This window comes from Micromonospora palomenae, assembly GCF_007829925.1.
GTDB lineage: Bacteria > Actinomycetota > Actinomycetes > Mycobacteriales > Micromonosporaceae > Micromonospora > Micromonospora purpureochromogenes.
In genome coordinates this window covers 60581-73203 of sequence record NZ_VIXA01000001.1, presented here as the reverse complement: position 1 = coordinate 73203, position 12623 = coordinate 60581, and the positions used below count along the sequence as shown (strand labels likewise).

11 protein-coding genes are annotated in these 12623 nt (G+C 74.5%); 4 read left to right on the top strand and 7 right to left on the bottom strand.

Annotation, left to right across the window (positions count from 1 at the left end):
• The first annotated feature begins 58 nt into the window (after positions 1-58).
• Positions 59-1408, top strand: a complete 1350-nt coding sequence (locus FHX75_RS00325; protein ID WP_154936097.1) for a MurL-like N-terminal domain-containing — start codon at positions 59-61, stop codon at positions 1406-1408.
• 112 nt (positions 1409-1520) lie between these two features.
• On the opposite strand, the gene FHX75_RS00320 is transcribed toward FHX75_RS00325, so the two are convergent.
• From FHX75_RS00320 to FHX75_RS00310, 3 genes are all read right to left on the bottom strand, one after another.
• Positions 1521-3257, bottom strand: a complete 1737-nt coding sequence (locus FHX75_RS00320; RefSeq protein ID WP_170285256.1) for a PucR family transcriptional regulator — start codon at positions 3255-3257, stop codon at positions 1521-1523.
• Positions 3258-3308: 51 nt separating this feature from the next.
• A complete protein-coding gene (locus FHX75_RS00315) occupies positions 3309-4118 on the bottom strand; it encodes a TrmH family RNA methyltransferase (protein ID WP_154936095.1) in 810 nt (269 codons plus the stop codon).
• Between the two features lie 69 nt (positions 4119-4187).
• Positions 4188-4757: a dihydrofolate reductase family protein gene (locus FHX75_RS00310; protein ID WP_154936094.1), complete on the bottom strand. Its 570-nt coding sequence runs from the start codon at positions 4755-4757 to the stop codon at positions 4188-4190.
• A gap of 121 nt (positions 4758-4878) precedes the next feature.
• Between FHX75_RS00310 and FHX75_RS00305 the strand changes: the two genes are divergently transcribed.
• On the top strand, positions 4879-5511 hold the full coding sequence (locus tag FHX75_RS00305) for a dTMP kinase (RefSeq protein WP_154936093.1): 633 nt from the start codon (positions 4879-4881) through the stop codon (positions 5509-5511).
• A 10-nt stretch (positions 5512-5521) separates the two neighbouring features.
• Entirely contained in the window at positions 5522-5941 is a 420-nt protein-coding gene (locus FHX75_RS00300; RefSeq protein ID WP_154936092.1) for a GNAT family N-acetyltransferase, read from the top strand.
• A 63-nt stretch (positions 5942-6004) separates the two neighbouring features.
• Here FHX75_RS00300 and FHX75_RS00295 read toward each other — a convergent pair whose 3' ends face one another.
• From FHX75_RS00295 to FHX75_RS00280, 4 genes are all read right to left on the bottom strand, one after another.
• A complete protein-coding gene (locus FHX75_RS00295) occupies positions 6005-8170 on the bottom strand; it encodes a transglycosylase domain-containing protein (RefSeq protein ID WP_154936091.1) in 2166 nt (721 codons plus the stop codon).
• Positions 8171-8447: 277 nt separating this feature from the next.
• On the bottom strand, positions 8448-9239 hold the full coding sequence (locus FHX75_RS00290) for a hypothetical protein (protein ID WP_154936090.1): 792 nt from the start codon (positions 9237-9239) through the stop codon (positions 8448-8450).
• A 152-nt stretch (positions 9240-9391) separates the two neighbouring features.
• Positions 9392-10498 carry an SPFH domain-containing protein gene (locus FHX75_RS00285; RefSeq protein ID WP_154936089.1) on the bottom strand — a complete coding sequence of 369 codons (1107 nt, stop codon included), beginning with the start codon at positions 10496-10498 and terminating at the stop codon, positions 9392-9394.
• A gap of 5 nt (positions 10499-10503) precedes the next feature.
• A complete protein-coding gene (locus FHX75_RS00280; RefSeq protein WP_154936088.1) occupies positions 10504-10977 on the bottom strand; it encodes an NfeD family protein in 474 nt (157 codons plus the stop codon).
• 91 nt (positions 10978-11068) lie between these two features.
• On the opposite strand from FHX75_RS00280, the gene FHX75_RS00275 reads away from it, so the two are divergent.
• Entirely contained in the window at positions 11069-12382 is a 1314-nt protein-coding gene (locus tag FHX75_RS00275; RefSeq protein WP_154936087.1) for a serine hydrolase domain-containing protein, read from the top strand.
• The last annotated feature ends 241 nt before the right edge of the window (positions 12383-12623 follow it).

Here is a 12623-nt window from a genome sequence, read left to right as displayed (position 1 = left end):
CGGGGCACGGTCCGGCGCAGCCGGACACGGCCGGACGAACCAGGGCCTAGTATGGCGTGTGCCCAACGAGCAGCTCCGGCGGATGGACGCCTTCACCTTCCCGTCCTACTCGATCGACCTCGCCACCGGCGAGGCGTTGTTCGACTACAAGCTGACCGGTCCCGACGGCGAGCAGCGGTTCACCGAGGCGATCACCCTGCCGCTGCCCGCCGACCCGCCGTCGGACGAGACCGTGGCCACCCTGGGCCGGGTCCTGGAGCTGCTGCACGTGGTCGCCGGGGTCAGCTACTACAAGGCCGCCGCGCCGCGCCGGCTGGTGCTGCCGGCGCCGCTGGGCGCGGCCGCCGCCGAGCTGGTCACCGCCGTCTACACCAAGGGCCTGGCCGAGTACGCCTACCGCAACCAGCTGCCGCACGTGCTCGAACTGCGCCCGGAGGTGCCCTCCGGCACGGTCTCCCCGGCCCGCGAGTACGACGACTCCGACCGTCGTCCGCTCTCGGCGGTCGGCGGCGGCAAGGACTCCATCGTCAGCCTGGAGGCGCTGCGCCGGGCCGGCTTCGACCCGGTGCCGTTCTCGGTCAACCCGAACCACGTGATCGTCTCGGTGAACGAGGCGTCCGGGCTCACCCCCCTCGCGGCCCGGCGGCGGATCGACCCGGTGCTGTTCGACCTCAACGCGGCCGGCGCGCTCAACGGCCACATCCCGGTCACCGCGATCAACTCGCTGATCGCGGTCGCGACCGCCGTGCTGCACGGGCTCGGGCCGGTGGTGATGTCCAACGAGCGCTCCGCGTCGGACCCGAACCTGATCTGGAACGGTCACGAGATCAACCACCAGTGGTCCAAGGGCGTCGAGGCGGAGGGGCTGCTGCGGGCGGCGCTGGCCGAGCACGCCGGTCTCACCGAGCCGTACTTCTCGCTGCTGCGCTCGCTGTCGGAGCTGCACATCGCCCGGCTCTTCGCCGCGATCGACCGGTACGACGCGGTGGTGACCAGCTGCAACGCCGCGTTCAAGCTGCGCGACGCGAGCGAGCGCTGGTGCCGCGACTGCCCGAAGTGCCGGTTCGTCTTCCTGGCCATGGCGCCGTTCATGCCGCGCGAGCGGGTGGTGCGCATCTTCGGCGGCGACCTGCTGGCCGACCCGGCGCAGGTCCCCGGCTACCGGGAGCTGCTCGGCGTCGACGGGCACAAGCCGTTCGAGTGCGTCGGCGAGGTGGAGGAGTCGGTGGTGGCGCTGAGCCTGCTCGCCGAGCAGGAGCAGTGGCGCGACGCTCCGGTCGTCCGCGCCCTGGTCGACGCGGTCCCGGAGACCGCCTGGTCGGCGGCGGCAGCCTCGGACGTCTTCACCCCCGGCGGCCCGAACTTCGTCCCCGCCCCCTACGCCAAGGCCCTCACCGCCCTCACCTGACCCCCGTCCCCCGCCCTCTCCCCGTTGATCATGAAGTTATCGCCACGACACGCCGCGGCAGGGGACAACAACTTCATGATCGACAGGACGACGGGCTCGGGAGGGGCGTAGGTCAGGGGGTGCGGATGGCGTCGAGGGCGAGCAGGGCGACGTGCAGGGAGAGGCAGGCCTCGACCGAGTCGAGGTCGACGTCGAGGATGCGGGCGATGCGGGCCAGCCGCTCGTAGAACGCCGGCCGGGACAGGTGCGCCGCCGCGGCCGCCGCCGACTTGTTGCGGCCCTGTTCCAGGTACGCCCGCAGCGTGCCGAGCAGCTGGTCGCGGGGGTGCCGGGCGTCGTGGGCGAGCAGCGCGCCCAGTTCCCGCTCGACGAAAGTCTGCACCCGGGGCTCGTCGCGCAGCAGGTGCAGCAGCCCGGCGAGCCCGACGTGGGGTAGCCGGAAGATGGGCAGGTCGCGACGGTCGCGGCGGGCCGCGTCGGCGATCTGCCGGGCCTCGATCAGCGACCGCCGGGCCTCCCGCAGGCCGCCCACCCCGGAGCCGGCGGCGACGATCACCGCGTCCGGCGGTACGGCGCCGGCCACCGCGGGACGGGCCGGGGCGGCGTCGAGCCGGATCCGGCGCAGGGCGGCGGCGAACGCGGTCAGCGCCCGCTCCTCCGCGGCCGGGTCGGGCAGGGCGAGCAGCGCGCCCACCGCCTGGTCGTCGACGGCGCTGGTCAGCCCGGTGAGCTTCGCCTCCCGCAGCGCCTGCCCCACCGCCTCGGCGAGATCCCGCAGCCGCGCCGGGCCGGCCTCCGGGGACTCGGCCGCCACGGTGCTCTCCCCGGCGGCCTCGGCGGCGGGGTCGTCGAGGCGGTGCCGGACCACCACCCCGACCAGGTGCCGGCGTTCCAGCGTGACGCCGAGCGCCCGCGCCCGCAGCGCGACCTCGTCGACCGGGCGGGAGTGGTCGAGCAGGGCGGTGAGCAGAGTGCGGTGGATCTGCCGTTCCAGGCCCTCGGCGTCGCGCCGGATCAGCCGGCCCAGCGCCAGGGTGGAGGCGGCCCGCTCCACCAGGATCGTCAGCCGGGTCGGCGGGGTGCCCGCCGGCCGGCCGCCCAGCGTGGTCCCGGCGGCCAGGTCACCCCCGCCGGGCCAGCGCAGCAGCAGCCGGCCCCAGTCCTGCCCCCGCGCGCCGACGGTGGTCACCAGCCAGCCGCTGTCGGCGTCGTACGCGGTGCGCCCGGCGGGACGGATCCGTCGGGAGTGCTGCTCCCAGCCGTCCAGCAGCAGCTCGGCGCTCTCCCCCGCCGGGTCGTACGCGAGCACCTGCCGGGACAGGTTCTCCAGCACCACCGGGCAGCCGGCCAGCTCGGCGGCCTGCCGGACCACCTCGGCCGGGCCGGCGCCCTCGACCGACAGCTCGGTGAAGCGCTGGTGGATCTCCTCGGTGGCCCGCAGCTCGGTGAGCTGGGCGTCGACGATCAGCGCGTGCACCGCCTCGGTGATCCGGACGAACGGGGTGGCCCGGCGCAGCTCGACCAGGGGCAGGCCGCGTCGCTCGGCGGCGGCCGCCATCACCCGGGGCACCCCGCTGACGTACCGGCGGCCCAGCTCGACCACCAGCCCGGAGACGCCGACATCGGCCAGGTCGCCGATGAAGGCGCGCAGGCCGGCGTCGTCGGCGGGCAGCCCGATGCCGGTGGTGAGCACCAGTTCGCCGCCGCCGAGCAGGGTGGCGATGTCGGGCACCTCGGCGACGTGCACCCAGCGGACCGGCGCGTCCAGGCCGGCGTCCCCGGCGACCAGGCGCGGCGCGCCGTGGCGGACCGGGTCCAGCGCCAGCACCTCACGCACGGTAGGGAACACGGGCGACACGCTACCGTCCGTGACTCCATCCGACGACAGGCCGCCCCGCCGTCAGAGCGGGTCGTCGCGCCCCAGCTCCCAGCAGGCCACCGCGGTGGCGGCGGCGACGTTGAGCGAGTCGACGCCACGGCGCATCGGAATCACCACCCGGGCGTCGCTGGCCTCCATCGCGGCCCGGGTCAGCCCGGCGCCCTCCGCGCCGAGCAGCAGCGCGGCGCGGGCCCGCTGGGCGGCGTCGAGGCGCTGGATGGGCACCGCGTCCGGGGCCGGGGTCATCGCCAGCACGGTGAAGCCGGCCGCCCGTACCTCGGCGAGCGCGTCGGGCCAGGGCTCCAGCTTCGCGTACGGGACGGCGAAGACCTCGCCCATGCTGACCCGTACGCTGCGCCGGTAGAGCGGGTCGGCGCAGGTCGGCGAGAGCAGCACCGCGTCCACGCCGAGCCCGGCCACCGCCCGGAAGATCGCGCCGAGGTTGGTGTGGTTGTTGACGTCCTCCAGGATCACCACCCGGCGGGCGGTGGCCAGCACCTCGGCGGCGGCCGGCAGCGGCTTGCGGCGGAACGAGGCGAGCACGCCCCGGTGCACGTGGAAGCCGGTGGCCCGCTGCAGCACGTCCGGGGTGGCGGCGTAGACCGGCGCGTCGCCGGTGTCGAGGTCGGCGAGCTGGTCGGCGCGCTTGGCGTCCACCAGGTACGACCGGGCCGGGTAGCCGGCGCGCAGCGCCCGCCGCAGCACCAGCTCCCCCTCGGCGATGAAGAGCCCGTGCGGGGGCTCCCAACGGGTACGCAGCTCGACGTCGGTCAACGCGCGGTAGTCGGCGATCCGGTCGTCGTCGGGGTCGGTGATCTGGTGGACGGGCACGGCGACGATTCTGCCGGGTGCCCGTGGTGCGGTGGCCGGGGCGGGTCGCCGGGGCGACCCGGGCCACCCTCACCCCGCCGCACGCTCATAGCGCAGCAGCACGGTCCGGCCGTCGAAGACGCGTGACCCGGCCAGCCGCAGGTCCAGGCGCTCCGGGCCGCCGGGGAAGACCGGCCGGCCGCCGCCGAGCACGACCGGGTGCACGATCACCTGGTACTCGTCGATCAGGCCGAGCGCGGTCAGCGCGGCGGCGGCGCCGGAGCCGCCGGTGAGCAGCAGGTCCCCGCCGGGCTGCTCCTTGAGCGCGGTGATCTCCTTGGCGAGGTCGGCGCCGCCGACCACCTGCGCGTCCCACTCGGCCCCGGTGAGGGTCCGGGAGACGACCACCTTCGGGGTCCGTCGCCAGATCGGCGCGAAGGCCAGGTCGTGCGGGTCCGTCGACATCGACTCGGCGCGCGGCCAGTACCAGGACATCATCTCCCAGACCTTCCGCCCGTAGGCGAAGGCGCCGGCCCGCTCGGTCAGCTCCAGGGAGTACGCGGACAGCTCCGGCCCCATCGACGGCCAGTCGAACTCGCCGTTCGGGCCCTCGATGAAGCCGTCGAGGGACTGGTGGACCCAGTGCACGAGCTTGCGCATGATCTCTCCTCACGCCCGGGCGCCTCCGGTGGGCGCTCTCACGGATGGGTCGGAGCGGGGCGACGGTTCCCGACAGCTCGGCGGAGATTTCTCTTGCCCGGGTCGGCTAGCGTGCCGGGGCATGACCCGTCCCATGATCATCGCGCTGCTCGGGGTCGACGGCTCGGGCAAGTCGACGCAGGCCCGGGCGCTGGCCCGGCGGCTGTCCGAGCGGGGTGTCCCGGCGACGTACTTCGAGAACGCCGGCGGCCGCCCGCTGTGGAACAGGCTCGCCCACCGGCTCGGGCGGCGCGACGGCGTGCACCTGTTCGGCCGGCGCTTCTACCCGGCGCTGGAGGCGACGGTGCGCTGGCTGGCCGTGGCCCGGGCGGTCGCCGGGGTCCGGCTGACCGGGCGGGTGGGCGTGATGGACCGCTGGACCTGGTGCCAGTACGTGATCATGCGAGCCCGGGGCGACCGGGGCGGCCGGCTGGTCCGGGCGGCGTACGCGCTCTTCCCCCGTCCCGACCTGGTCTGCTTCCTGGCGGTGTCGCCCGCGCTGGCCCAGCGGCGGGTGCAGGAGCGGGGCATCGACACCGAGGAACTGGGCCACCTGGCCGCGCTGGACGCCGCCTACCGGGCGCTGCCGGAGTTCGCCGACTTCCGGGTGCTCGACGGCGAGGCCGACCCGACGGCGGTCGCCGCCGCCCTGGACCGGCTGGTCCGGCCGGCGGTGACCGGCGGGTCCGGGGATCGGGCGCGATCGGGCGGCTAGGGTTTCGATCATGGAGTACCGACTGGTCGACCGGCTGCCCACGGTCGAGGAGTTCGTCGCGGTGACCCGCTCCGTCGGCTGGGCCGACGCGTACGACCCGGCGGCGATCCCCGCCTCGCTGGCCGCGTCGCTGCACGCCGTGGTGGCGGTGGAGGGCGACCGGGTGATCGGGCTGGGCCGGCTGATCGGCGACGGGGCGATCTACTACTACCTGCAGGACCTCGCGGTGGTGCCGGAACGGCAGCGCCGGGGGGTGGGGGCCGCCATCCTCGGTCGGCTGGAGGAGTGGATCGCCGGCCGCGCCTCGGCGCGCACCTTCGTGGGGCTCTTCGCCGCGGGCGAGTCGGTCGCCCTCTACCGGCGCTTCGGCTACGCCGTCCACGACGACATGACCGGCATGTTCCGGGTCGGCCCGCGCCGCACGTCCTGAAACGGCGACAGTCACCGTCCCCGAGCGGGGAACGGTGACCGTCGACGATCGTGCGGCCGGGCGTCAGCCCCGGCGGTTCTGCAGCCAGCGCAGGATGTCGGAGGGGATCTCCTGCTCGCGCCGCGGCTCCTCCGGGCGGGGCGCCGGCTTCGGCTCCGGGCGCTGCGGGTTGCCGGCCAGCTCGCGGCTCGGCGCGGTGAAGTCGCGGACCGGCTGGCCGTCGACCGCGGTGCGGATGATCCGGGCGACCGCGTCGATCACCTTGCTCTGCACCGCGGCGCCGACGGCGTCGCTCGGGTCGTCCGGGTTGGCGGCGATCCCGGCGACCGCCACCTGCGGGGTGAACCCGACGAAGGTCTCGGTGGCGTTCTTCTCCGAGCTGCCGGTCTTGCCGGCGACCGGGCGGCCCACGATCCGGTCCACCCCGCTGGCCGTGCCGCCGTTGCACTGCCCGTACGCGGACTGCTGCCCCACCGGGCAGCGCGCCGCGTCGGTCGCGGCCCGGGCGACGTCGGCCTCCAGCACCCGCTTGCAGGACGGCTGGCCGACCGGCACCGTCGTGCCGTCCGGCGCGGTCACCGACACCACCGGGGTCGGGGCGCAGTACGTCCCCTCGGCGGCCACGGTGGCGTACGCGTTGGCCAGGTCGAGCGGGGTGGTGGCGGCCACGCCGAGGGTGAACGCGCCCCAGTCGGCGGCGTCGTTCGCGGCGAAGGCGGCGTCGGCCTCGGCGCGGAAGGTGATGCCCAGCCGCTGCGCCATCTCCACCACCTTGTCCTCGCCGACCTGCTCGGCCAGCCAGACGAAGTAGGTGTTCACGGAGCGCCCGAAGCCGTCCCACATCATCCGGTAGCCGTCCATCCGCTCCGGGTTCGCGTTGGCCGGGCACCACCTGCCGTCGCAGCTGCCCTCGCCCTCGGCGGCGTACCGGGTGGGCAGGCGGCTGGGGGCGTCGAAGCCGGTGGCGAGGGGCTTGCCGGCCTCCAGCGCGGCGAGCATGGTGAACATCTTGAAGGTCGAGCCGGCCTGGTAGCCCTCGACGCTGCCGCCGCCGGAGATCAGCGGGTTGACCGTCTCGTGCTCCGCCACGCCGTAGCGGCGATTGACCGCCATCGCCAGCACCCGGCCGGTGCCCGGCTCGACCGCCGCGATCGGCACCGCCCGCGCGTCGTCGGCGGCGTACACCTTGCGGGCCTGGCTGGCCGCGGTGGCCTGCACGTCCGGGTCGAGCGAGGTGACCACCCGGTAGCCGCCCCGGCGCAGCGCCTGCTCCCGCTCCTCGGCGGTGGCGCCGAACGCGGGCTGCTCCAGCCACCACCGGCGCAGGTAGTCGCAGAAGAAGCCGGCGTCGTCGGTCCGGGTGGCCACGCAGCCGTTGGGCTGGGCGGTCGGACGCAGGGTGAGCTTCTCAGCCCGGGCCTGCGCCCCCTGGGCCTCGGTGATCGCGCCGGTGGCGACCATCGCGTCGAGCACGTACCCGCGCCGGGTCAGCGCCGCCTCGGCGTCGCCGTCGATCGGGCTGTACTCGTCGGGCGACTGGACCAGGCCGGCGAGCAGGGCGGCCTCGCCGAGGGTCAGGTCCGCCGGGGCCTTGCCGAAGTAGCGCTGGCTGGCCGCCGCGACGCCGTACGCCCCGGAACCGAAGTACGCGATGTTCAGGTAGCGGTTGAGAATCTCGTCCTTGCTGAGGGTGTCCTCCAGCGCGGTGGCGTACCGGATCTCCTGGAGCTTGCGCCCGACGGTCTGCTCGGTGGCGGCATGCCGCTCCTCGGCGGTGCGGCTGGGATCGGTCTTGAGCACGTTGCGGACGTACTGCATGGTCAGCGTCGAGCCGCCCTGCGCCGAACCGCCGGTCAGGTTGGCGACGACGGCGCGGGCCAGGCCGCGCAGGTCGGCTCCGCCGTGCGAGTAGAAGCGCCGGTCCTCGGCGGCGACGATCGCCTGCCGCATCACCGGGGCGATCTCGGCCAGCGGCACGTCCGTGCGGTTCACGTCGTAGAACGTGGTGAGCAGCGTCGTGCCGTCGTTGGCGTAGAGGTAGGACCGCTGCGGGGTGGCCGGCGTGCGCAGGGCGGCCGGCAGCTCGTCGTACGCCCCGAGGGCCGCCTTGGCGGTGGCCCCGGCGAGCAGGTTGCCCGGCAGCGCGGCGACCGCGAGAACGAGGCCGGCCAGCAGGCCGGCGAGCAGCACGGTGAAGAGCCGCGACAGCGGCGACCGGGGTCGGGGCATGGTGTCCAGGATTGCCAGCGATTCGTGAAGCGGGCCACCCCGGCACGCGATTGTCAGCTAACTCACCGTGACCTGCCAGCCATCTCCCCGCCCCACACCCCTCCCGTCCCCAGTCCGCCCTCTCGTCCCCCCTGCACCCCCACACTCCCCGCCTCCCCTTCACGCCCCTCCTGCCCGCTCGGCTGGCGTTGATCAAGAGGTTTGCGTCAGCCGGCGGCCGTTTCCCGACGCAAACCTCTTGATCAACCCGCCGAGGCGCGCGGGCGCGGGCCGGGGGTCAGGCGGCGGGGAGGGGGCCCTGGGGGCCGCCGGTCGAGGTGGGGACGCTGGCGGTGGCGGCGTCGCGGGCGATCGCGGCGGGGACCAGCCGGCCGGAGCGGTAGCCGATGCCGATGCCCGAGATCAGGACGAAGATGGCGCCGAAGGTCTGCAGCGAGCCGATCAGCGCGCCGCCGAGGCCGAGCAGCGGGGCGGCGATCATGAGCATCACGCCGTCCCCCATCGAGAACATCCCGGAGCGGGCCACCGACCAGCCGGTGAACAGCCAGCCGGCGCTGTAGAAGGTGGCACCGACCAGGACCAGCATCCGGGCGGTGGTGCCGAAGACCGGGGTCTGCTCGGCCAGCCCGGCGAAGGGCAGCATCAGCACGGTGCCGGCGATGCTGACCAGCAGCCCGGTGACGGCCACCTTGCGGTCGCGGGTGGCGGCGAGCAGCCCGGTCAACGCCAGCAGGGCGAGCAGGCCCAGCCAGACCGCGGCCACCCAGCCCACCAGGTAGAGCGGCCGGCCGTCGGCCGGGTACGGGTCGTTGCCCACCCCGCCGTCGCTGGCCATCGCCACCACGCCGTACAGCACCGCGTACGCGGGCAGCAGCCACACCGACGCGCGGGCGAAGCGCCGCAGCGACCACGCCCAGCTCGCGTTGGTGGCCGGCGCCGCGGGACCCGGGTCGCCGACGAAGGGCAGCACCCCGAATCCCCCACCGGTACGGCGGGTGCCCAGCGGGCCGGCGGGATCGTGCGCGCCGGGGACGGGGGTGCTGGAGAAGAGCCGCTTCGCCGGGTCCATGGTCACCTCGCTCGCTCCGACGGGCGGCGCGGGGACGCATCCGGCGCCCCGGCTCCTGGCCACCACCCGTCCGTCAGACCGATCGTGGCAGGCGCCGGGACGCCGTATGAGTGTTTCTCGCATTTGCCGTCCGGGGTCGGACGGCGGCCGGTTCAGCCGCGGGCGCGCTGGTCCGACGGGTCGTTCACCAGGCTCTCCGGCGAGACCGGCTCCGGGGCGGGCAGCCCCTGCGGGGCCTTGCCGCCGGTGGCCTGCGCCTCGGCGACGCGTACCTCGTCGTGGATCTCCTGGGCGGCGGAGGCCGCCGCCCGGGCCGCCTCCGCGGCCTCGCGCTCGACCTGGCTCGCGTGGTCGGCCGCCTCCGGCGCGGGCAGGTCGCCCACCATCCCGGCCAGCCCGCCCAGCGCGCCGCCCATCCCTTCCAGGGCCTTGGTCAGCTCGGCCGGGACGATCCAGACCTTGTTGGCGGTGCCGTTGGCGATCTGCGGCAGCGCCTGGAGGTACTGGTAGGCCAGCACCTTCTGGCTCGGGTTGGCCTGGTGGATCGCGTCGAAGACGGTCCGGATCGCCTTGGCCTGACCCTCGGCCTGGAGAATCCGGGCCTGCCGGTCACCGTCGGCGCGCAGCACCGCGGACTGCTTCTCACCCTCGGCGGTGAGGATCTGCGACTGCTTGTGCCCCTCCGCGGTCAGGATCGCCGCCCGGCGGTCCCGCTCGGCGCGCATCTGCTTCTCCATCGAGTCGCGGATGCTCGCCGGCGGCTCGATCGCCTTGATCTCCACCCGGGTGACCTTGATGCCCCAGCGTCCGGTGGTCTCGTCGAGCACCCCGGAGAGGTGCCGGTTGATCTCCTCGCGGCTGGTCAGCGCCCGCTCCAGGTCGAGCGAGCCGATCACGTTGCGCAGCGTGGTCACGGTGAGCTGCTCGATGGCCTGGATGAAGTTGGCGATCTCGTAGGTGGCCCGGACCGCGTCGACCACCTTGTAGTAGAGGACCGTGTCGATCGACACGACCAGGTTGTCCGAGGTGATCACCGGCTGCGGCGGGAAGCTGACCACCTGCTCGCGCATGTCGACCTTGGTACGCACCGCGTCGATGAACGGGACCAGCAGGTTCAGGCCCGGGTTCAAGGTGCGCTTGTACTTTCCGAGCCGCTCCACCACGTCCTGACGCTGCTGCGGCACGATGCGTACCGCCTTGACCAGCGTCACCACGACGATCAGGGCCACGGCCACCAACAGGACCGCTGCAAACTCCATACCGCTCACCTTTTCGCTTCCGGCAGCTCGCCGGGGGAGGAAATGTCGTCCTGCCACACCAGGGCGGTGGCGCCCCGGACCTTGATCACCTGCACCCGCTCACCGGGCTCGAACGACTGCGTCGCGTCGTACGCCCGGGCGCTCCACAGCTCACCGTCGATCTTGACCAGGCCGCGTCCGTCGTCGACCCGCTCCAGCACCAGCGCGGTGACGCCCTCCAGCGCCTCCACCCCGAACGCCTGCTCGCCGGTCTCCAGCGCGCTGCGCGCGTGCCGGGCGATGACCGGCCGGACCAACGCCACCGAGAGCACCGACACGGCGGCGAACACCAGCGCCTGCACCGGGACGGGGGCGCCCAGCGCGGCGGCCCCGGCGGCGGCGAACGCGCCGGCCGCGAACATGATCAGAAGAAGGGTCGTCGTGAAGATCTCGGCGACGCCCAACAGCACACCCAGCACGATCCACACCACGGCGTCCACCAATCAATCGTGACACGCCGACGCACGCCACGCCGTCCCCCATGATCAGTAAGCTCGCCGGGGTAGGCCACGACCGACCGAGGAGAACGCCGTGCCCCTGCTGCCCGAGACCGTCCGCCGGGCCGACGCGCTGGTGGCGCAGGCACAGTCCACCGGCCGCGCGCCGTCGCTGGTGCTGGGTGTCGTCCGCGACGGGACGCTGGCCCACCTCGCCGCCGCCGGGGACCACCCGCGTCCCGACGCCGACCTGCAGTACCGGCTCGGCTCGATCAGCAAGACCATGACGGCCACCCTGGTCATGCAGGAGCGCGACGCCGGCCGGCTCGGCCTGGACGACCCGCTGGAGCGGCACCTGTCCGGCACGCCGGTCGGCGCGCTGACCCTGCGCCAGCTCCTCGGGCACGCCGGCGGGCTGCAACGCGAGCCGGACGGGCAGTGGTGGGAGCGGACCGAGGGCGGCGACCTGGCCACGCTGGTCGCCGGGTTGACCCCCGACAAGATCGCGTACCCGCCGCACCGGGCGTACCACTACTCCAACCTGGCGTACGGGCTGCTCGGCGGGGTGCTGGAACGGATCACCGGCACGCCCTGGGCGGAGCTGACCCGGAAGCGGCTCCTCGTCCCGCTCGGCATGCACCGCACCACCTACGACGCCACCGAGCCGTACGCCCGCGGCTACGTGGTGCACCCCTGGCACGACACGCTGCGGGAGGAGCCGCGTACCGACACCGGGGCGATGGCGCCGGCCGGGCAGCTCTGGTCCACCGTGGCGGACCTGGCCCGCTGGGCGGCGTTCCTCGCCGACCCCACGCCGGCCGTGCTCGCGCCGGAGACGCTGACCGAGATGTGCGCGCCCGTGGTGATCAGCGACCTGGACTCGTGGACCGGCGGGCACGGCCTCGGGGTGGAGCTCTACCGGGAGGGCGACCGGGTCTACGTCGGACACGGCGGCTCGATGCCCGGGTACGTCGCCGCGCTGGCCGTGCACCGCCCGAGCCGGACCGCCGTGGTCGGCTACGCCAACGCGTACGGCCTGCGCTCGGCCCACCTCGGCGGGCTCGCCCGGCAGCTGCTCACCCTGGTGCTCGACACCGAGCCCGAGCCGGTGACGCCGTGGCGGCCGGCCGCCGCGCCGCCGGCCGGGGAACTGGCCGAGCTGACCGGCCGCTGGTGGTGGATGGGCGTCGAGTTCGAGTTCCGCGCCGACCCGGCGGGCGAGCTGTGGGCCGGCCGGGTCGGCGAGCCGGTGCTCCGGTTCACCCCGGAGGCCCCGGACCGCTGGCGGGGCCGCACCGGCGCCCAGGACGGCGAGATTCTCACCGTGGTCCGCGACGAGGCCGGCCGGGCGGTCGCCCTCGACATCGCCACGTTCGTCTTCACCCGCACCCCCGACCAGGAGCCCTGACCGCCGCGCCGGCCCAGTGGCGGAACTGACCGCGCCGGCCCGGTGGCGGGGATCGGCCACGCCGGCCGTGGCCGGTCGAGGCGGGGGGGCGGCCTCTGGCGGGCGCACCGACGAGGCCATCCCCTCGATGGCCCGGGCCGGAGCCTGTCGAGCTGATGACGTGAACGACTCAGGCCGCTGAATCGTCTACGTCATCAGCTCGACAGCGTCGCCAACAGGCCCTCATCGGCTGATCCGGCAC